Source organism: Rhodococcus sp. Chr-9, from assembly GCF_000801125.1.
GTDB classification, from domain to species: domain Bacteria; phylum Actinomycetota; class Actinomycetes; order Mycobacteriales; family Mycobacteriaceae; genus Rhodococcus; species Rhodococcus pyridinivorans.
In genome coordinates this window covers 104431-124407 of record NZ_JTIZ01000122.1, presented here as the reverse complement: position 1 = coordinate 124407, position 19977 = coordinate 104431, and the positions used below count along the sequence as shown (strand labels likewise).

The 19977-nt window shown below is 68.0% G+C and carries 19 protein-coding genes and 2 tRNA genes; 10 read left to right on the top strand and 11 right to left on the bottom strand.

What is annotated here, in order from left to right; translation table 11 throughout:
• The first annotated feature begins 175 nt into the window (after positions 1-175).
• Positions 176-1096, top strand: coding sequence for a 3-oxoacyl-ACP reductase (locus tag QR64_RS19655; RefSeq protein WP_039586883.1), 921 nt, complete (start codon positions 176-178; stop codon positions 1094-1096).
• 34 nt (positions 1097-1130) lie between these two features.
• Positions 1131-1874 (top strand): SDR family NAD(P)-dependent oxidoreductase, encoded by a 744-nt coding sequence (locus QR64_RS19650; RefSeq protein ID WP_039586882.1) that lies wholly within the window; start codon positions 1131-1133, stop codon positions 1872-1874.
• A gap of 93 nt (positions 1875-1967) precedes the next feature.
• Here the strand turns inward: QR64_RS19650 and clpX are convergent, their stop codons facing one another.
• The 5 genes from clpX to QR64_RS19625 form a co-directional block, all read right to left on the bottom strand.
• Positions 1968-3245 (bottom strand): ATP-dependent Clp protease ATP-binding subunit ClpX, encoded by a 1278-nt coding sequence (clpX, locus tag QR64_RS19645; protein WP_006551142.1) that lies wholly within the window; start codon positions 3243-3245, stop codon positions 1968-1970.
• Positions 3246-3475: 230 nt separating this feature from the next.
• On the bottom strand, positions 3476-4138 hold the full coding sequence (locus QR64_RS19640; protein WP_016691867.1) for an ATP-dependent Clp protease proteolytic subunit: 663 nt from the start codon (positions 4136-4138) through the stop codon (positions 3476-3478).
• A 46-nt stretch (positions 4139-4184) separates the two neighbouring features.
• Positions 4185-4811 carry an ATP-dependent Clp protease proteolytic subunit gene (locus QR64_RS19635; RefSeq protein WP_016691866.1) on the bottom strand — a complete coding sequence of 209 codons (627 nt, stop codon included), beginning with the start codon at positions 4809-4811 and terminating at the stop codon, positions 4185-4187.
• 142 nt (positions 4812-4953) lie between these two features.
• Positions 4954-6339, bottom strand: a complete 1386-nt coding sequence (gene tig, locus QR64_RS19630; RefSeq protein ID WP_346772272.1) for a trigger factor — start codon at positions 6337-6339, stop codon at positions 4954-4956.
• A 73-nt stretch (positions 6340-6412) separates the two neighbouring features.
• A tRNA-Pro gene (locus QR64_RS19625) sits at positions 6413-6489 on the bottom strand.
• A gap of 139 nt (positions 6490-6628) precedes the next feature.
• Between QR64_RS19625 and QR64_RS19620 the strand changes: the two genes are divergently transcribed.
• The 6 genes from QR64_RS19620 (at position 6629) to QR64_RS27075 (ending at position 12141) form a co-directional block, all read left to right on the top strand.
• A tRNA-Gly gene (locus tag QR64_RS19620) sits at positions 6629-6702 on the top strand.
• Positions 6703-7098: 396 nt separating this feature from the next.
• Positions 7099-8256: a glutamate--cysteine ligase gene (locus tag QR64_RS19615; RefSeq protein ID WP_039586881.1), complete on the top strand. Its 1158-nt coding sequence runs from the start codon at positions 7099-7101 to the stop codon at positions 8254-8256.
• A gap of 73 nt (positions 8257-8329) precedes the next feature.
• Positions 8330-9478, top strand: coding sequence for a zinc-dependent alcohol dehydrogenase (locus tag QR64_RS19610; RefSeq protein WP_039586879.1), 1149 nt, complete (start codon positions 8330-8332; stop codon positions 9476-9478).
• 12 nt (positions 9479-9490) lie between these two features.
• Positions 9491-10066: a hypothetical protein gene (locus tag QR64_RS19605; protein WP_024100567.1), complete on the top strand. Its 576-nt coding sequence runs from the start codon at positions 9491-9493 to the stop codon at positions 10064-10066.
• A gap of 119 nt (positions 10067-10185) precedes the next feature.
• Positions 10186-11292, top strand: a complete 1107-nt coding sequence (locus QR64_RS19600; protein WP_039586877.1) for a wax ester/triacylglycerol synthase domain-containing protein — start codon at positions 10186-10188, stop codon at positions 11290-11292.
• Positions 11293-11346: 54 nt separating this feature from the next.
• Complete coding sequence (locus QR64_RS27075; RefSeq protein WP_006551135.1) at positions 11347-12141, top strand: hypothetical protein; 795 nt, start codon at positions 11347-11349, stop codon at positions 12139-12141.
• A 48-nt stretch (positions 12142-12189) separates the two neighbouring features.
• On the opposite strand, the gene QR64_RS19590 is transcribed toward QR64_RS27075, so the two are convergent.
• From QR64_RS19590 to QR64_RS19575, 4 genes are all read right to left on the bottom strand, one after another.
• Entirely contained in the window at positions 12190-12987 is a 798-nt protein-coding gene (locus QR64_RS19590; RefSeq protein WP_039586875.1) for an Fpg/Nei family DNA glycosylase, read from the bottom strand.
• Positions 12988-12990: 3 nt separating this feature from the next.
• Positions 12991-13470, bottom strand: coding sequence for a ribose-5-phosphate isomerase (locus QR64_RS19585; RefSeq protein ID WP_006551133.1), 480 nt, complete (start codon positions 13468-13470; stop codon positions 12991-12993).
• A 297-nt stretch (positions 13471-13767) separates the two neighbouring features.
• Entirely contained in the window at positions 13768-14355 is a 588-nt protein-coding gene (locus QR64_RS19580) for a GNAT family N-acetyltransferase (RefSeq protein ID WP_024100565.1), read from the bottom strand.
• Between the two features lie 37 nt (positions 14356-14392).
• Positions 14393-15025 (bottom strand): DsbA family protein, encoded by a 633-nt coding sequence (locus QR64_RS19575; RefSeq protein ID WP_006551131.1) that lies wholly within the window; start codon positions 15023-15025, stop codon positions 14393-14395.
• A 159-nt stretch (positions 15026-15184) separates the two neighbouring features.
• On the opposite strand from QR64_RS19575, the gene QR64_RS19570 reads away from it, so the two are divergent.
• Together QR64_RS19570 and pepN are read left to right on the top strand one after the other, a co-directional pair.
• On the top strand, positions 15185-16426 hold the full coding sequence (locus tag QR64_RS19570) for an NAD(P)/FAD-dependent oxidoreductase (RefSeq protein ID WP_039586872.1): 1242 nt from the start codon (positions 15185-15187) through the stop codon (positions 16424-16426).
• Between the two features lie 63 nt (positions 16427-16489).
• The gene (pepN, locus tag QR64_RS19565) at positions 16490-19072 is read left to right on the top strand and encodes an aminopeptidase N (protein WP_019289038.1); all 2583 of its coding nucleotides are present in this window, start codon (positions 16490-16492) and stop codon (positions 19070-19072) included.
• Positions 19073-19195: 123 nt separating this feature from the next.
• Here pepN and QR64_RS19560 read toward each other — a convergent pair whose 3' ends face one another.
• Positions 19196-19669 carry a DUF5130 domain-containing protein gene (locus tag QR64_RS19560; RefSeq protein ID WP_006551128.1) on the bottom strand — a complete coding sequence of 158 codons (474 nt, stop codon included), beginning with the start codon at positions 19667-19669 and terminating at the stop codon, positions 19196-19198.
• Positions 19656-19928: a membrane protein gene (locus QR64_RS19555; protein WP_006551127.1), complete on the bottom strand. Its 273-nt coding sequence runs from the start codon at positions 19926-19928 to the stop codon at positions 19656-19658. Before QR64_RS19555 ends, QR64_RS19560 begins: the two co-directional genes overlap by 14 nt.
• Positions 19929-19977 lie beyond the last annotated feature (49 nt).

The following is a 19977-nucleotide window of genomic DNA, read 5'->3' as shown; positions in this document are numbered from 1 at the left end:
GCGCATCGACCACCGCCGGCGACGAACGTTCCAGGTGGGCACGTCTCGCATCCCGCCCGATCCCGGCCAGTGGGACCTGTCCCGTGGGTGGACCGACCACCACCCGAGACTAGAATGAATACTAATTCCGGCGCGGTGCACTGACGAACCGCCACAATCGAACAGGAGACATTTCATGGGTGAATCCGTAAGTCTGGCCGGGCGCGCGGCGGTCGTGACCGGCGCCGGGGCCGGCCTGGGCCGCGCCGAAGCCCTCGCCCTCGCCGACGCAGGCGCCGCAGTCGTCGTCAACGACATGGGCGACGCGGCGCACGAGGTGGCAGAGGAAATCGTCGCGTCGGGAGGCCAGGCCATCGCCGTCACCGGCGACGTGTCCGACTGGGCTCTCGGCGGTCGCCTCGTCGAGGAATCGGTCAAGGCATACGGGTCCTTCGACATCCTCGTCAACAACGCGGGCATCATCCGCGACAAGATGATCTTCAACCTCACCGAGTCCGACTGGGACGACGTGATCCGAGTGCACCTCAAGGGCCATGCCGCCACCTCACATGCGGCGGCGGTGTACTGGCGTCAGGCGAGCAAGGCTGCGGGTGGACCGGTCTACGGCCGCGTCGTCAACACCTCGTCGGAGGCCTTCCTCTTCGGTTCCGCCGGACAGCCGAACTATTCCGCTGCGAAGGCAGGCATCACGGCACTGACACTGTCCACGGCGCAGGGGCTGGCGCGCTACGGCGTCACCGCGAATGCGATCTGCCCCCGCGCACGCACCGCGATGACCGCGGAGGCCTTCGGCGAGGCCGGCGCCACGACCGGACTCGATCCCCTGGCGCCGGAGCGCGTGGCCACCCTCGTGCGTTACCTCGCCTCGCCGGCCTCCTCGGAGATCACCGGACAGGTGTTCGTGGTGTACGGAAAAATGGTCGCGCTCATGGCCGCACCCACCGTCGAGAACCGCTTCGACGCAGCCGGTTCGGCATTCACGGTCGAGGAACTCGACGAGCAGCTCTCGTCGTACTTCACCGGCCGCGGCCCGTACGAGACCTACGCCGCCTACAGCATCGCGGAACTCGAGAAGGCCGCGCTGGCCGTCGACTGATCGCTTGACACCGGACCCACGAAGGGAGCACGCCATGAGGCTTGCAGACAAGGTTGCGATCGTCACCGGTGGTGCCGGAGGGATCGGGCGCGGCATCGTCAGAGCATTCGTGGACGAGGGTGCCCGCGTCCTGTTCGTCGACATCGACCGGCCCGCGGGTGAAGCCCTCGAAGCCGAGGTCGGCGAAGCCGGGAAATTCCTGTACGCGGACATCTCCGACGAGTCGAGCGCCGAGACGATCGTCGCGGCGGCCGTCGAACGGTTCGGAAAGCTCGACGTGCTCGTCAACAATGCGCACGCATCCCGACAGGCGCCACTGCTCGAGACCACACAGGAGATGCTCGACCTGTCGTTCGGCACGGGCTTCTATCCGACCTTCCGATTGATGAAGGCAGCGCACGCCCAGCTCGCCGCGAACAAGGGGTCGGTGATCAACTTCGCGTCGGGAGCCGGGATCGAAGGGAGCGCCACGCAGAGTTCGTACGCCGCTGCGAAGGAAGCGATCCGGGCGATCAGCCGGGTCGCGGCGAACGAATGGGCCGCGGAGGACATCAATGTCAACGTCATCTCGCCTCTGGCACTGACCGAGGGCGTCGAGGCGTACATCGCGGCCAACCCCGGCGTCGAGGAGGCGCTACTGGCGAAGACCCCGATGCACCGCTTCGGTGACCCGCAGGCCGATATCGGCCGTGTCGCGGTCTTTCTGGCCAGTGAGGATGCGTCCTACATGACGGGCCAGACACTCATGGTCGACGGCGGGACCATCACACTGCGCTGATCCACCGACGGACCGGATTCGACCGCCAAAGACGACGAGCGCCTCGGCACTTTCGTGCCGAGGCGCTCGTGCAGTTCCGAAGGGTCTTCGGAATCAGGCGGTCTTGTCGCGCCGTTCCCGATCGGTCTTGCGCGGCACGATCGTCGGAAGGACGTTGTCGTTGACGGTCTCGGCGGTGACCACGACCTTGGCGACGTCGTCGCGGCTGGGGATGTCGTACATCACGGGCAGGAGCACCTCCTCCATGATGGCGCGGAGCCCGCGGGCGCCGGTGCCACGGAGGATCGCCTGGTCGGCGATCGCTTCGAGTCCGTCCTGGGAGAACTCGAGTTCGACGCCGTCCATCTCGAACAGGCGCACGTACTGCTTGACCAGAGCGTTCTTCGGCTCCGACAGGATCTGGACGAGTGATTCCTTGTCGAGATTGGTCACCGACGCGAGGATCGGCAGACGACCGATGAACTCCGGGATCAGGCCGAACTTGATGAGGTCCTCGGGCATGACGTCGGCGAAGTGGTCGGTGGTGTCGATTTCGGCCTTCGACCGAACCTCGGCGCCGAAGCCGATACCGCGCTTGCCGACGCGGTCGGAGACGATCTTCTCGAGACCCGCGAATGCACCCGCCACGATGAACAGCACGTTCGTGGTGTCGATCTGGATGAACTCCTGGTGCGGATGCTTGCGACCACCCTGCGGCGGGACGGATGCCTGGGTGCCTTCGAGGATCTTCAGCAGCGCCTGCTGCACGCCCTCGCCCGACACGTCGCGAGTGATCGACGGGTTCTCGCTCTTGCGGGCGATCTTGTCGACCTCGTCGATGTAGATGATGCCGGTCTCGGCGCGCTTGACGTCGTAGTCGGCGGCCTGGATGAGCTTGAGGAGGATGTTCTCGACGTCCTCACCGACGTAGCCGGCCTCCGTCAGTGCGGTGGCGTCGGCGATGGCGAAGGGCACGTTGAGCATCTTCGCGAGCGTCTGCGCGAGGTAGGTCTTGCCACAACCGGTGGGGCCGAGAAGCAGGATGTTGGACTTCGCGAGTTCGACCGTCTCACCGCGGGAGTCGCGGCCCTTGTCGCCGGCCTGGATGCGCTTGTAGTGGTTGTAGACCGCCACGGCCAGCGTGCGCTTGGCGTCGTCCTGGCCGATCACGTAGTTGTCGAGGAAGTCGCGGATCTCGGCCGGCTTGGGCAGCTCGTCGAGCTTGACCTCGCTGGTCTCGGCCAGCTCCTCCTCGATGATCTCGTTGCAGAGATCGATGCACTCGTCGCAGATGTAGACACCGGGGCCCGCAATGAGCTTCTTGACCTGCTTCTGGCTCTTTCCGCAGAAGGAGCACTTGAGCAGATCTCCGCCGTCACCGATACGTGCCATCAGTCAGGTCCCTACTTCCTCGTGTGCGTGCAACCGGTCCCGCAACCACCACACGGGGCGGTCCCGGGGAGCGGGCCCTTTGATCGACCGTACCCGGATGTCGGCGCGCAGGTCGACCGGTTCTGCGCGTTTCCGGTCATATTTGTACACCACAACATGTGTCGGCGATCACAGTCCCGGCGTCGGTGGTTCCGGAAGGCACCGTGCCTTCCGGAACCGCCTGCGACGTTCTACTTCTGGGCCGAGAGCTTGCGGTACTCGAGGACCCGGTCGATCAGACCGTATTCGACGGCCTGCTCCGCCGTGAGGATCTTGTCCCGATCGGTGTCCTTGCGGATCTGCTCGGGATCCTTACCGGTGTGCTTCGAGAGCGTGTTCTCCATGAGGGTACGCATGCGCTCGATCTCGGCGGCCTGGATCTCGAGGTCGGAGACCTGTCCCTGGATGCCACCCGTCGCGGGCTGGTGGATGAGCACGCGAGCATTGGGCAGCGCCAGACGCTTGCCGGGGGTGCCGGCGGCGAGCAGGACGGCCGCGGCGGATGCCGCCTGCCCGAGGCACACCGTGGTGATGTCGGCGCGGACGTACTGCATGGTGTCGTAGATCGCCATGAGCGAGGTGAACGAACCACCCGGCGAGTTGATGTACATGGTGATGTCGCGGTCGGGATCGAGCGACTCGAGCACCAGCAGCTGGGCCATCACGTCGTTGGCGGACGCGTCGTCGACCTGGACGCCGAGGAAGATGATGCGCTCTTCGAACAGCTTGTTGTACGGGTTGGATTCCTTGACGCCGTAGCTCGAGTGCTCGATGAACGACGGGAGGATGTAGCGGCTCGCGGGCGAGGCAGGAGCGGCGCCGCCGAGCTGGCGCGGATCGAACATGTTGGTCATCGCTTCTCCAAGAATTCGGTGGTGTGAGGGCAGATCGGGCCGGGACCTAGTTGGCGGTGCCGCCGGCCTGCTGCGCCCGGGAGACGACGTGGTCGACGAAGCCGTATTCGAGCGCCTGCTGCGCCGTGAACCAGCGGTCGCGGTCGGAGTCCTTGGTGATCTGCTCCACCGACTGGCCCGTGTGCTCCGCGATGAGCTCGGCCATCTCTCGCTTGGTGTGTGCGAACTGCTCCGCCATGATCGCGATGTCGCTCGCCGTACCACCGATGCCTGCGGACGGCTGGTGCATCATGATCCGCGCGTGCGGGAGTGCGTAACGCTTGCCCTTGGTACCGGCGGAGAGCAGGAACTGACCCATCGAGGCGGCGAGACCCATCGCGAAGGTCGCGACATCGCACTCGACGAACTTCATCGTGTCGTAGATCGCCATACCGGCGGTGACCGAACCGCCCGGTGAGTTGATGTACAGGGAGATGTCGCGGGTGGGGTCCTCGGCCGACAGCAGAAGGATCTGCGCGCACAGCTTGTTCGCGATGTCGTCGTCGACCTGGGTGCCCAGGAAGATGATGCGCTCGCGGAGCAGGCGTTCGTACACCGAGTCGCTGAGGTTCAGCCCAGCCGTGGCCGAGGTCATCGCGGGACCGATGGATGTCGCCGGATTCTGAGGAGTCACGGGTACCTGCCTTCTCGTCGATCGTGGGTTGCTGACACTGACACTAACGAAACGGGGCGGCACCGGATGCCCGGTGCCGCCCCTCTTCGCTGAAAGCGGAAATTCGTGCCCCTGGGGTTTCGAATCTCCGCGGGTCGCCCGACTACTCGGAGGCCGAGTCCTCGGTGGTCTCCGCCTCGGCGTTCTCGCCCTCGGCGTCATCGTCCTTCTTGGTGCCGAACAGCTCGGCGGTGTCGACGGTCGCACCCGTGGTGTCGGTCACGTTGGCGCGATCGACGACGGTGCCGAGCGCCTTGCCGCGGCGGACGTCGGCGAAGACGGCACCTAGCTGGTTGGCCTGGCTGATCTGCTGGATGAACTGCTCCGGCGGGATGCCGTAGCGCTGCGCCTGGAAGAAGATGCGCTCGGTCAGCTCCTGCTGCTCGACCGTGGTGTTCTCCGCCTCGGCGATCGCGTCGAGGAGCAGCTGGGTCTTCACCGAACGCTCGGCGGACTCGCGTGCTTCCTTGTCGAACTCCTCGCGGCTCGAACCCTGGGCCTCGAGCAGCTCGTTCAGCTTGGTCTCGTCGTGATCGAGCTCGTGGATCGCGTCGTGCAGCGCGCTGTCGACCTCGGCCTGGACGGCAGCCTCGGGAACCGGGATGTCGACGGTCTCGAGGAGAACCTCGAGGACCTTGTCGCGGATCTGGCCGGCCTGCTCGACCTGCTTGACGCGCTGGACGCGCTCGCGGAGGTCGGCCTCGAGCTCGCCGATGGTGTCGAACTCGCTCGCGAGCTGCGCGAACTCGTCGTCGGCCTCGGGCAGCTCGCGCTGCTTGACGGTGTTGACCTTGACGGTGACGACGGCTTCCTTACCGGCGTACTCGCCGGCGACCAGCGTGGAGGTGAACTCCTTCGACTCGCCGGCGGACAGGCCGATGATCGCCTCGTCGAGTCCGTCGATGAGCTGGCCGGAGCCGACCTCGTGCGACAGGCCCTCGGTGGCGGCCTCTGGAACCTCGTTGCCGTCGACCGTCGCGGACAGGTCGATGGAGACGAAGTCGCCGTCCTGCACCGGACGCTCGACACCCGTCAGGGTGCCGAAGCGCTGACGCAGCGACAGAAGCTGCTCGGCGATGTCCTCGTCGGTGATCTCGACGGGATCGACGGTGACGGCGATCTCGGAGAAATCGGGGAGGGTGATCTCGGGACGCACGTCGACCTCGGCGGTGAACGCCAGCTCGACGTTGTCCTCGAGCTTGGTGACGTCGATCTCGGGCTGGCTGATGACCTTGACGTCGTTCGCGGTCACGGCTTCGCTGTAGCGGCTCTGGATGGCCTCGTTGATGACCTGGTCCAGGACGGCTCCGCGGCCGACGCGGGCCTCGAGGATCTTGCGAGGTGCCTTACCGGGGCGGAAGCCCGGGATGCGGACCTGGCCGGCGAGGGCCTTGAAAGCGCGGTCGAAATCAGGCTGGAGCTCCTCGAAGGGCACCTCAACATTGATACGGACTCGCGTCGGGCTCAGCTGCTCGACGGTGCTCTTCACGGACATGCTCCTTCTGTCGTGCTCTCTTGTCGGTCGTTCGTGTCACTACTGAGCGCGCTGACGCTGTTCGATCTGGTCGGGATGACAGGATTCGAACCTGCGACCCTCCGCTCCCAAAGCGGATGCGCTACCAAGCTGCGCCACATCCCGGTCGTGAAGGCACCGCATCCGACCGCGGGACCCATCGCAGAATCCTACGGCCCCCCGATTATGAAATCCAAAGCGAGGTCCGGTACAGTCTCATCTCGCAAGCCGCAGCACCGGTCGACACCGGCACTGCAGGCGCAACGGGGATGTAGCTCAATGGTAGAGCCCCAGTCTTCCAAACTGGCTACGCGGGTTCGATTCCCGTCATCCCCTCCACGGAGGAAGCCCGCCGGGTGCACACAGCACCGGCGGGCTTCGTCGTTCCGGACCGTCCCGTCCGGCCCAGCCCATCCGCATTCCGACGACCGCACGAACCACCGCGTCGTGATTCCTCGTCGCGTCCCTCCAGCGGACGCGACCACGAACGGGTGGGGCGTCGTCGGATGACACCGCAGGGGGTGTGGAGGGACCGACCCCGCCCCACCTCCGGTCGGTCCCTCTCCACCATCGAATGCCGTTCTCCGGTGTGAAATCCGAGTATCGTCGTCTCACCCCCGTAGGTCAGCGGTCGGTCGAGAAGGCGCCGGCGTCAACGACGGCGCCGGCTGTACCGACGGCGCCTCGCTATGCAGGGAAGCAACGATGCCTCGGCGCCACAGACCGACTCCGGACATGCCCCCGACCCCCGCTCCGACCGTCGGCGTCGAGGAGGAGTTCTTCCTCGTCGACCCGACCTCCGAACGGCTGACCGCGAGCAACGACCTCGTCGTGGCCGCAGCCGCCCGGCTCGGACTCGACATGGACTACGAGCTCAAACGCATCCAGGTCGAGGTGAACACACCGGTCTGCCGCAGCTCGGCCGAATTGCGCGCGCGTATCGTCGAGGGCCGGACCGTCGCAGCCGCGGCCGCGCGGGAGGCGCACGCGGGTCTGCTCGCGTCGGGTGTGTCGCCCACGCTCCAGAAGCTCGCGTCCGTGACGGATGTGCCGCGCTACCGGACGATGGCCGAGCGGTACGGACGTCTCGCCGAGGAGCAGGAGGTCTGCGGCTGCCACGTCCACGTCGGTGTCGCGGACCGCGAAACCGCCGTCCTGGTGTGCAATCACGTCCGGGTGTGGTTGCCCACCCTGCTGGCCGCGACGGCCAACTCGCCCATCCATCGGGGCCGCGACACCGGGTACGCCAGTTGGCGGGCGATCATGGCCTCCCGGTGGCCGTGCGCGGGTCCTCCCCCGCGGTTCACGTCGGCGGAGCACTACGACGCGATCGTCGCCATGATGATCGAGAGCGGCAACATCCTCGATCCGGGCATGGTCTATTGGGACGTGCGTCCCTCGGCGCATCTGCCCACCGTCGAGATCCGGGTGAGCGACGTGCCGGCGACCGTCGACGAGACTGTTCTCCTGGCGATGCTCGTCCGCGCGCTCGTCGCCACCGCCGAACGAGAGGTCCGGGCGGGCATCACTGCTCCCCCGGTCGCCGACGAGGTCGTCCACGCCGCGTACCTGTGCGCTGCTCGCGAGGGGCCGACCGGACGTGCCGTCGACGTGTTCACCGGGCGGCCCACCACCGCGCAGCAGTCCTTCCGCGCCTTCCTCCGGTACATCGGCCCCCGACTCGAGGAGGCCGGCGACCGCCGGTGCGCGGTGGCGATGTGGGAGGCGATCCTCGCCCGCGGCACCGGGGCGATGCTGCAGCGACGCGCGTTCGCCCGCCGTCACGCCGTCGCCGACGTCGTCGACGCGCTCCACCGGGCGTTCGTCGCCGGACCGCAGACCCCTCCACTGTCCGGCGGAGCCCATCCCACCCCGGACGTCCCCGCGCTCTGATCCCGCGACCTGCCGTTTGGAGCGCCTTCCCTCGGGTATTCGCGACCACACGAGCCAGGACGAGGGAGCACGTATGCGCGCGATGGTCTATCGCGGCCCCTATCGGGTCCGCGTCGAAGAGAAGGACATTCCCCGGATCGAGCACCCCAACGACGCCATCGTGCGCGTCGAGTTGGCGGCGATCTGCGGTTCCGACCTGCACCTCTACCACGGGATGATGCCCGACACCCGCGTCGGTACGACCTTCGGTCACGAGTTCGTCGGGGTGGTCCACGAGGTCGGGCCGTCGGTGCAGAACCTGAAACCCGGCGACCGGGTCATGGTCCCGTTCAACGTCTTCTGCGGGTCGTGCTTCTTCTGCGCGCGCGGCCTGTACTCCAACTGCCACAACGTCAACCCCAACGCCACCGCGGTCGGCGGCATCTACGGCTACTCGCACACCTGCGGCGGCTACGACGGCGGCCAGGCCGAGGTCGTGCGGGTGCCGTTCGCCGACGTCGGCCCAACCATCGTGCCCGACTGGATGGACGGCGAGGACGCCCTGATGCTCACCGACGCCCTCGCGACCGGCTACTTCGGTGCACAGCTGGGTGACATCGTCGAGGGCGACACGGTCGTGGTCTTCGGCGCCGGACCGGTGGGCCTGTACGCGGCGAAGTCCGCCTGGTTCATGGGTGCCGGCCGGGTCATCGTGATCGACCACCTCGAGTACCGGCTGGAGAAGGCCCGGACCTTCGCTCACGCCGAGACCTACAACTTCGCGGAGTACGACGACATCATCGTCCACCTGAAGAAGATCACCGGTCATCTCGGAGCGGACGTCGCCATCGATGCGGTCGGGGCGGAGGCCGACGGCAACTTCCTGCAGCACGTCACGGCCGCGAAATTGAAGATGCAAGGTGGCTCGCCGGTCGCGCTGAACTGGGCCATCGACGGTGTCCGCAAGGGCGGCACCGTCTCGGTGGTGGGCGCCTACGGCCCGATCTTCAGTGCCGTGAAGTTCGGCGACGCACTCAACAAGGGGCTGACCTTGCGGATGAACCAGTGCCCCGTCAAACGTCAGTGGCCCCGTCTGTTCGAGCACGTCCGCAACGGCTATGTGAAGCCGAACGACATCGTCACGCACCGTGTCCCGCTCGAACACATCCCCGAGGCCTACCACATGTTCTCGTCGAAGCTCGACAGGTGCATCAAGCCGATCATCGTCGCCGACGGGAGTTGAGGAGGATCCGCCATGGCCTACACCGCAGACAAGCCCGAACCCCCGGAGACCCCCGACCAACTGCGCGCCCGCATCCCCGGATGGGGAGTCGACCTGGATCCTCGCGATCGGCCCTCGGTGCCGAAGGAACGCTTCGCACCTGAGACGACCGGCGCGCACTGGGACTTCCCCGAACGCCAGCCCGGGTACGAGACCCGCGAACGCTCGATCGAGCATGCCTTCGTCACCCCGGTCTTCGGCACCACGGCGCCGCTGAAGGGACTGTCCGGCGTCGTGCGCAGGCACGCCTACCGCCGCTACAGCGAAGGCCGCGCCGCGCACTGGTTGCTCCTGATCGGCGCCGACCGCATCGACGTTGCCGAGAGCCGGGTCCGGGCCCTGATGCAGGGCCGTCCCGACAATCCCGTGACCGAGAGCGGGATCCGGTCGGAGATCACCGCGCACGGCGGGGCGTCGAGGCGGCGGAGTTCGCGGGCCGACGTCAACCACCAGTGGCTCGATCCGTTCGTCTCCGGCGCACCGTGGATCGCCGCAGCGGGTCTGGGCGCAGCGGTGGTGGTACGCCGGAAAGGGCGCTCACGGAGGTGAGAACCGGCACGTGGGGAGATCCCGAATCCAGCAACGACGTGTCACCTTTTCGACTCGATAGTGCAAAGCGAGAGTCAAGCAGGGGTGTGCGTCGTTCACGATATGAGACCGTCCCTCTTGTGAAGGACACCTCCGACGACCTCCTCCGGGCCCTCTCTCCCGGCTCCTCCGTCGTCGCCGCGGTCCTTCTCGATGCCACCCCCGACTGGGATCGGGTCGCCGCCGTGCTCGCGCCCGGCAACCACGAGTCGCCCAGTTTCCGGCACCGGGTGGTGGAACTGCCGTTCGGGCTCGATCCGCCGCGCCGCGCCGGGCATCCCGACTCGGATCCGCCGTGGCATCTCGAGCGGGTCGCCCTGCCCGCCCCGGCGACTTTCGAGGAGGTACTCGCCTACGCCCGCACGGCCCCCGACCCCTCGGGTCTCCGGCACCCGCGCTGGGAACTGACCTTGCTCGACGGCCTCGGCGGTGGCCAGTCGGCGCTGGTGATCCGGCTCCGGCATCTCGGCTCGGCACCCTCACCCGGTCAGTCCGAGTCCATGTTGTCGTGGGCGAGATCGGTGTCCGAACAGGGCGTCGAGTCGTTCCGCACCGCGGCGCACATGTTCACCTCGCTGGGCACCGGATTGATCAACGCCCTGCTCGGACGCACCGGCGACCACGAGGAGCCCACACCCCGCGCGCCGCGACTGCACGTACTCGACGCGGATCTCGCCGCCCTGCGTCACGCCTGTGAACGCGCGGGCTGCCGCGTGTCGAGCGGGTTCTCCACTGCGATGCTCCTCGCGTGCAGCGAGTACCGGCGGCGGCACGGCCGCTCGATCGACGATCTGCGTGTCGTCGTCCCAGGGCCGGACGGCGGGGCGGTGCCTATGGCACCCGAGGACGAGGCGGACATCCACGCGATGGACACGGTCGATCTCATGCGACGCATCGACATCTCGTTCCCGTCCTCCGCCGGAGCACACTCCGACATCGCCGTCGGTCCGCGGGACGTGGTGGTGTCCACACTCCCCGGTTCCCACGCGCCGCTCTACGTCGGCGGCGCGAAGATCGAGCGGTACTACGGCTTCGGTGCGGCCGACGGCGCGATGATGACCGCGTCGGCGATGTCCTATCGCGACACCTGCTGCATGGGCCTGGCGGTGGACCCCACGGTCGTCCCCAACCGCGATTCGTTCGATTCGTGCCTGCAGGAAGGGATGCGCGCGGTCCTCGGGGAGTGACTCCCCGCGTCGGTACGCTGGAGGACAGGACCCCCCCACCGGAAGGATCGGGCCGTGGAACTTCTGCTCATCCTCGCCGCCGTCGGTGCCGTGGTGTACTTCGTCTCCCGCTCCCAGAAGAGCACCACCCGTCACCGCACCGTCACCCTCGACGACGCCAAGGCCGACGCACGGCAGGCGATCGAGCGTCTCGGCGGCCAGATCTACAACCTGACCGGCACCGACGACGCCTCGCGTCAGGCGCTGGCGGACGCCTCCGAGCGCTTCACCGCCGCCGGCTCCCAGATCGAGCAGGCGAACTCGCCGATGCAGGCGCGTCTCGCGAAACAGACCGCGCTCGAAGGTCTGTACTACATCCGAGCTGCGCGCCTGGCGATGGGCATGGACCCGGGGCCGGAGATCCCAACGCTCGACGGACAGAAGTCCGCCGGCGAGGTCACCGAGAAGCGCACCGTCGACTTCGAGGGCCGCACCATCGCCGCGTCGCCGTCACCGTCCTCCGCGACGCCGAACTACTACCCCGGCGGCCGCGTCGCGGGCCGGCCTGTCCCTGCGGGCTGGTATTCGGAGCCGTGGTGGAAGCCCGCCCTGGTCGCGGGCGCGTGGGGCGTCGGCTCGATGCTGCTCTTCTCGACGATGTTCGCCGGGATGGCCGGTGTCCCCTACGACGCGCAGGCATTCGAATCCGGTGTCGGTGATCCGTCGGCGGAGACAGGTGCCGGCGACGACTTCGGCGGTGGTGACGAGTACGGCGGGGGCGACGAGTACGGAGGCGGTGACGACTTCGGTGGCGGAGACTTCGGTGGCGGCGACGGCGGCGGATTCGATTTCGGGGGCTTCGATTTCTGAGTCGGATATGCTGAGTCGGATCTGCTGAGTCGGGTCAGCTGAGTCGGGTCAGCTCGGCTGACAGACCGGGCACCAGAACAGGTTCCGCGCCTGCATGACCGAGTGCAGAACGGGAGTCCCGCAGATCCGGCAGGGTTCGCCGGCACGGCGGTAGACGTACGTCCGGGGCCTGTTCTTGGCGTAGGCCGGTGCGCCGTGGTCGTGTTCGGGTCGCACGACGTGCATGCGCCCGTACTCCACACCGACGTTCATCAGTTCGACGAGGTCGGCCCAGATCGCGTCGAACTCTCTGCGGGACAGCTTGTTTCCCGGACGTTCCGGATGGATGCCGTGACGGAAGAGCACTTCTGCGCGGTAGACGTTGCCGACGCCGGCGATGACGGCCTGGTTCATGAGCAACGCGCCGATCGCGGTGCGTGATCTGCCGATACGGCGCCATGCCCGCTCGGGATCGGCGTCGGGTCGCAGCGGGTCTGGACCGAGCCGGGCCTCGATCGCCTCGACCTCGCCGGGGGTGAGCACCTCGCACGCCGCCGGACCACGCAGGTCGCTGCCGTGGCGCGCGCCGATCATCCGCATCCGCACCTGTCCGACCGGTTCGCCGAGCGGCAACTCGCGGTCGGTGAACTCACCGTAGATACCGAGGTGCACGTGGACGGCGAGACCGCCCTCGTAGTGGTGGAAGAGATGCTTGCCCCACGCGTCCGCGTGGGTCAGGACGCGCCCGTCCACGGCGGCGGCACCGTCGGCGAACCGCCCCTGCGGACTGGACACCCGCACCGGCGCACCCGAGTACCACTCGTGGTGCAGCCGGGCAAGCCGGTGCAGGATGTGTCCTTCGGGCACGGATCAGGCAGGTGCGCCGGGAACTGCCGGAGCCTCGCCGGTCTTCTCGTACTCGGCGAGGATGTCGATACGGCGCTGGTGACGCTCCTCGTTCGACCACTCGGTCGACAGGAAGGCGTCGACGATCGCGAGGGTCTCCTCGAGGCTGTGCATGCGGCCACCGATGCCGATGAGCTGCGCGTTGTTGTGCTCGCGCGCAAGCTTGGCGGTGTCGACGCTCCAGGCGAGGGCGCAGCGCGCACCTCGCACCTTGTTGGCGGCGATCTGCTCGCCGTTACCGCTGCCACCGAGCACGATACCGAGGCTGCCCTCGTCGGCGACGGTGCGCCGAGCAGCCTCGATGCAGAAGGCCGGGTAGTCGTCGAGGGCGTCGTACTCGAACGCACCGCAGTCGATCGGCTCATGGCCGTTCTTCTTCAGGTGCTCGATGATCTCATTCTTCCGTTCGAAGCCCGCGTGGTCGGCTCCCAGGTAAACGCGCATGGGCCGAGTCTAACGAGACTCGTCCGCTCGCCCGCACGCGCCGTTCGCCGTGCGAGGGGCGGGTCGGAGCACACCCCGCCGGGGGCGGGTCAGAGGGCACCACGCCGGGGGCGGGTCAGAGGGCACCGTAGCGCGGCGGGTGGGTGCCGCTGGCAGTCCGGAGGCCGCGAGCCGTGATGCATCACGGTAGTCCGCGCCCGACCCGAAGCCGAGAATCGAATTCGGAGTGAGCACAAGTCTGTACGGCGGAGCGTTGCGACCTTCGGTCCCGAGCGTGGCGAACCCCGCCCCGGCAGGTCAGCGGCGCATCGCCCAGACCTTCGGGCCGCCGTCCGGCAGCTCCACGACACCGGTAACGACGAATCCGAGACGTTCGTAGAGCGCGACGTTCGCCTCCGAGGAGGTCTCCAGACAGGCCGCGACCCCCTGCCGCTCGGCCGCGCGAAGTCCTGGTTCGAGGACGGCCCGTCCCAAGCCGCGCCCCTGCGAGGCGGGATCGACGCCCACCGTGGCCAGGAACCACCCTGGCTCGCTCGGTTGCAGTTCCGCGGTGGCCTGCTCGGCCAGTTCGGCGGCGCGGGCACGATCACCCCGCAGCTCCGTCACCCGATCGGAGACGGACGTGAACGCCTCCTCGAGTCCGGTGGAGCCGGGCGTCGTCCAGACGGCCACGGCGTCGACGTCGTCGGAGACCCATACCTCGCCGCAGCGCATGCCGATCTCGGCGAGGAAGAGCCCTTGGAGGTCGCGGACCCGGGTCTCGTGGTCCCGGCCGTCGACGGTGTAGCGGGTGAACGGATAGTCGCGGAACGCTCGTCCGAGCGTTGCCGTCGCCTTCTCGACATCGTGTACCGTCGCCGGCCGGACCACATGATCGTTCGACACGCCGTTGCACTCTACCGAGCGCCACGGCGGTGCCCGGTCAGGAGAAGTCGGGCTCCTCGTCGCGGCTGCGCTTGAGCTCGAAGAAGTGCGGGTAGGACGCGAGGGCAACCACACCGTCCCATACCTTGCCGGCCTCTTCCCCGCGCGGGATCTTCGACAGGACGGGCCCGAAGAAGGCGATGCCGTTGACATGGATCGTCGGGGTACCGACGTCCTGGCCCACCTTGTCCATGCCGGCGTGATGGCTCGTGCGCAGAGCCTCGTCGTAGGCGTCGCTGTCGGCGGCCTCGGCCAGCGAGGCGTCGAGGTCGAGTTCGGCGAGCGACGCGGCGATCACGTCCGCGAAGTCCTTGTTGCCCTCGTTGTGGATGCGGGTGCCCATCGCCGTGTACAGCGGGGAGAGGATGTCGTCGCCGTACTTCTGCGCCGCAGCGATCGCGACGCGCACCGGGCCCCAGGCTTTCGTCATCAGCTCGGCGTACTCCTCCGGCAGGTCGCGCCCCTCGTTCAGCACGGCCAGGCTCATGACGTGGAAACGCGCCTCGATGTCGCGCACCTTCGTGACCTCGAGGATCCAGCGCGAGGTGATCCAGCACCACGGGCACAACGGATCGAACCAGAAGTCGGCGATGTCCTTGCCGGTCGAGGACGCGGCGGTCAGGTCGCTCAAGAGATCTCCTCACAAGAGTTCGTACGGGCCGGACAACTACAAGCATGTTCAACACGGCCCCGTCGACGATTCTTCCTGAACCGGGCCGTAGTGCGGGCGGTAGCCGTAACGTCGGAGCCGGGAAGCAGGTCCGGCACGCATCACAGCGGAGGCACCACGATGTCGGGTGAGGAAACGTTTCTGATCGTCGGCGCGGGTCTGGCCGGCGCCAAGCTGGCAGAGGAACTGCGCGCCCGCGACTTTCCCGGGCGCATCCTGCTCATCGGCGCGGAGGAGCACCTGCCCTATGAGCGACCGCCGTTGTCGAAGGACTACTTCGCCGGACGCAAGCAACTCGCCGACTTCACGGTGCACGACGGCGACTGGTACCGCGACCACCGCGTCGAACTGCTGCTCGGCACGAGGGTCACCGCGATCGATCCGGCCGCCCACACGGTGACGCTGCCCGACGGGTCGACGCTCCACTACGACAAGCTCGCGCTCGCCACGGGCTCGACGCCCCGCACGGTCCCGATTCCCGGAGCCGACGCCGAACGCGTGTACGTCATGCGCACCATCGAGGACTCCGATGCGCTGCTCACCGCGATCCAGGGCGAGACCGACCACGCGGGATGGCTGGCCGTCATCGGCGCGGGATGGATCGGCATGGAGATCGCCGCGAACGCCCGCGACCGGGGCGCGGGCGTGGTGGTCGCGGAGACCGCGAAGCAACCCCTGTCCGGTGCCCTCGGCGAGGAGATGGGTGCGGTGTTCGCCGACCTGCACCGCGCGCACGGTGTCGATCTGCGGACGAACACCTCGGTGCGCGAGATCGTCGCCTACGACGGTCGCGCGAGCGGCATCCGGTTCGGCGACGACAGTGTGGTGCCCGCCGACGCCGTGCTCGTCGCGGTCGGGGCGCGCCCGAACATCGAGCTGGCCCGCGACGCCGGACTCGCGGTGGACGACGGCGTGCTCGTCGACGCATCGCTGCGGACGAGCGACCCGGACATCGTCGCCGTCGGCGACATCGCGTCGGCGGAGCATCCGCTGCTCGGCACCCGTGTGCGCGTCGAACACTGGGCGAACGCCCTGAACCAGCCGGCCGTCGCGGCCGCGACGATGCTCGGACGTGAGGCGACCTACGACCGGCTCCCCTATTTCTTCACCGACCAGTACGACCTTGGCATGGAGTATGTCGGGCTCGCGCCCCGCGACGCGCGGGTGGTCACCCGCGGCGACGTGCCGGGACGGCAGTTCCTCGCGTTCTGGCTCGACGACGAGCAGCGGGTCCGGGCGGGGATGAACGTCAACATCTGGGATGCCGGGGACGACCTCCGCGCACTCATCGCCTCCGGGCGGCCCGTCGACGTCGGCCGGCTGACGGACACCACGGTGCCGTTGTCCGACGTCGCTCCGTGAGGGTTCGCCGATCATGATGGGATGGACGCCGACCGACATTCCGTCGTGAGAAGGAGTTCTCCCGTGGCACCACCGAATCTGACCCGCGAGCAGGCCGCCGAACGGGCCGCGATCCTGTCCGTCGACAACTACAGCATCGAACTGGATCTCACCGACGGTGCCGGCGCGCCGGGCACCACGACGTTCCGATCGGTGACCACCGTGCGATTCGACGCGACCGAGGGAGCCTCGACGTTCATCGACCTCATCGCGAAGACCGTGCATTCGGCGACCCTCAACGGCGACCCCGTCGACGTGTCCGGATACTCCGAGGAGACCGGCATCGCCCTTACCGGGCTCGCCGCTCACAACGAACTCGTCGTCGACGCCGACTGCCTGTACACGAACACCGGCGAGGGCCTGCACCGGTTCGTCGACCCCACCGACGACGCGGTGTACCTGTACTCGCAGTTCGAAACGGCCGACGCCAAGCGGATGTTCGCGTGCTTCGACCAGCCCGATCTCAAGGCCACCTTCGACCTGCAGGTCACCGCGCCGCAGGACTGGGCCGTGATCTCCAACGCCGACACCGTACAGACGGCGGCCGCGCAGCCGGGTCTGCACATCTTCCGCACCACCCCGCGGATGAGCACCTATCTCGTCGCGCTCATCGCCGGTCCGTATGCCGTGTGGTCCGACGAGTACACCGACGAGCACGGCACCATCCCGCTGCGCATCTTCTGCCGAGCGTCGCTCGCGGAGTACATGGACGCCGACCGGCTGTTCACCGAGACCAAACAGGGCTTCGGCTTCTACCACGCCAACTTCGGGATCCCCTACGCCTTCGGCAAGTACGACCAGCTGTTCGTGCCCGAGTTCAACGCCGGGGCGATGGAGAACGCCGGAGCGGTGACCTTCCTGGAGGACTACGTCTTCCGGTCCAAGGTCACCCGCTACTCCTACGAGCGCCGCGCCGAGACCGTCCTGCACGAGATGGCGCACATGTGGTTCGGCGACCTCGTCACCATGCGCTGGTGGGACGACCTGTGGCTCAACGAGTCGTTCGCGACGTTCGCGTCGGTGCTGTGCCAGGCCTCGGCCACCGAGTACACCAACGCGTGGACGACCTTCGCGAACGTCGAGAAGTCGTGGGCCTACCGGCAGGACCAGCTGCCGTCGACGCACCCGATCGCCGCCGACATCCCCGACCTCGCCGCGGTCGAGGTCAACTTCGACGGCATCACCTACGCCAAGGGCGCGTCGGTGCTCAAGCAGCTCGTCGCCTATGTGGGGCAGGAGCCCTTCCTCGCCGGTCTGCGCGAGTACTTCCGCGACCACGCCTACGGCAACGCCACCTTCGACGACCTGCTCGCCGCGCTGGAGAAGGCCTCCGGCCGCGACCTGTCGGACTGGGGTGCCCAGTGGCTCAAGACCACCGGCCTGAACATCCTGCGACCGGACTTCGAGGTCGACGACCAGGGACACTTCACGCGTTTCGCGGTGGTGCAGGAAGGTGCCCAGCCCGGCGCCGGTGAGTTCCGCGTGCACCGCCTCGCGATCGGTGTGTACGACGACGACGGCTCCGGCAAGCTCGTCCGCACGCACCGCGTGGAGATCGACGTCGACGCCGCCGAGCGCACCGAGGTCCCCGATCTGGTGGGCGTGCCGCGCGGCGCGTTCGTCCTCGTCAACGACGACGACCTGACGTACTGCTCGGTGCGGCTCGACGAGGAGTCGCTCGCGACCGTCATAGACCGGGTCGGCGACATCGCCGAGTCGCTGCCGCGCACCCTGGTGTGGTCGGCGGCGTGGGAGATGACCCGTCAGGCCGAGATGAAGGCGCGCGATTTCGTCGCCCTCGTGCAGCGCGGTATCGCCGCCGAGACCGAGGTCGGTGTCGTCCAGCGTCTGCTCATGCAGGCGCACACCGCGCTGGAGAGCTACGCCGACCCGTCCTGGGCCGCGGAGCAGGGCCGGGCGGACTTCGCCAACCGTCTGCTCGAGCTCGCCCGCGAGTCCGTCGCCGGCTCCGACCATCAGCTCGCGTTCGTCAACGCGCTGACCACCGCGTACCTGTCGCCCTGGCACACCGAGGTGCTCGAGGAGCTGCTGGGCGCCGATCCGGCGACGGTCGGCCTGCCCGGGCTGACGGTCGACACCGATCTGCGCTGGCGGATCGTCCAGGCGCTCGCCGCGGCGGGTGAGGTCGACGCCGAGGGCGTGGAGTCGCCGTTCATCGACGCGGAGGCCGAACGCGACCCGACGGCCGCGGGTGCCCGCCAGGCGGCGGCCGCCCGCGCGGCCCGTCCGCAGGAGGCCGTCAAGGAGCAGGTGTGGCAGACCGTCGTGCACGACGACAGCGTCCCGAACATCACGGCGCGCGCCGTGATCGGCGGTTTCGCCCCGGCCGGTCAGGGCGAATTGCTCGAGCCGTACGTCGCGCGGTACTTCGCGGAGGTGCCGGGAGTGTGGGAGCGTCGTTCGAGCGAGGTCGCGCAGACCGTCGTGATCGGGCTCTACCCGTCGTGGTCGATCAGTGAGCAGTCGGTGGCTGCGGCAGACGAGTTCCTCGCCGGCGACCATCCGCCGGCGCTGCGCCGGCTCGTCGTCGAGGGTCGTGCCGGGGTCGTGCGCTCGTTGAAGGCACGCGCGTTCGACGCGTCCTGACGCGCCGACCTCACCGAACGACCGTGGGCGGTGCCCACATGAGACGCCCACATGAGACGACTGTGGCCCGCCGCCTCTCCTTCGCGGAGTGGCAGCGGGCCACAGATGGTCGTGGGCTCCGGACTAGGGAGCGACCATGGCGTTCGCGATGACGCGGACCGCACTGGTGATGCCGTCGAGCAGATTCCCCTGGCCGAAGGACGACACGGCCGCGGTCACGCCGAGCTGCAGCACCCGGTCGGTGGCGCGGTCGGCGGCGGTGCGACCCGAGCGGATCTCGATGCTCCGCTGGTTCGGGAAGACGGCGACGAGGACCGAGTTGTCGGCGTCCGGCGTCGTCGGCAGCAGGGCGTCGGTCGCCGCGGCCGGATTCTCGTCGTCACCGATGTAGACGGTGAACCGCACATTGGTGATCCGCGTCGCGTGCGTGAGCGTGTCGTCGAGGGTGATGAGGTCGCGGTCCTTGAAGGGCGCACCCGTGAAGGCCTGACCGAGACCGCGCACGGCGGAGATGCGTCCGCTCGCGGTGAGTGCCGCACCGTGCGGCAGGTTCTCCGGCGCGACGACCGGACGCTGGATCACGTCACCACTTGCCACTTGCGGTACCTCCGATCAGCTCCGCCGAGGTCAGAGCGGCATGACCGTGACCATGATGCGGGTATTTCCAGGGATGGGTCGATTCGTCGGTCGCGGTCCACAGGAGCGGTCCGTGCTCCCATTTCCGGTCGAGCGTGTACGGGTCGTCCGACGGCGTGGAGCCCGGGTACTTGCTCAGGACGAAGGACAGCCCACCGAAGACCAAGACGATCAGCAGCGGGATGCCGACGAAGATCAGGGTTGTCTCGAGAATGCTCACAGCCAAACGTTAGCCCAGCCGGGCCCGAAAGGCCTCATACGCCCCGGAG

Coding starts and splice junctions, on each gene's coding strand:
- QR64_RS19655 (WP_039586883.1), top strand. CDS start 176: ATGGGTGAATCCGTAAGTCTGGCCGGGCGCGCGGCGGTCGTGACCGGC.
- QR64_RS19650 (WP_039586882.1), top strand. CDS start 1,131: ATGAGGCTTGCAGACAAGGTTGCGATCGTCACCGGTGGTGCCGGAGGG.
- clpX (WP_006551142.1), bottom strand. CDS start 3,245: ATGGCACGTATCGGTGACGGCGGAGATCTGCTCAAGTGCTCCTTCTGC.
- QR64_RS19640 (WP_016691867.1), bottom strand. CDS start 4,138: ATGACCAACATGTTCGATCCGCGCCAGCTCGGCGGCGCCGCTCCTGCC.
- QR64_RS19615 (WP_039586881.1), top strand. CDS start 7,099: ATGCCCCCGACCCCCGCTCCGACCGTCGGCGTCGAGGAGGAGTTCTTC.
- QR64_RS19610 (WP_039586879.1), top strand. CDS start 8,330: ATGCGCGCGATGGTCTATCGCGGCCCCTATCGGGTCCGCGTCGAAGAG.
- QR64_RS19605 (WP_024100567.1), top strand. CDS start 9,491: ATGGCCTACACCGCAGACAAGCCCGAACCCCCGGAGACCCCCGACCAA.
- QR64_RS19585 (WP_006551133.1), bottom strand. CDS start 13,470: ATGCGCGTTTACCTGGGAGCCGACCACGCGGGCTTCGAACGGAAGAAT.
- QR64_RS19570 (WP_039586872.1), top strand. CDS start 15,185: ATGTCGGGTGAGGAAACGTTTCTGATCGTCGGCGCGGGTCTGGCCGGC.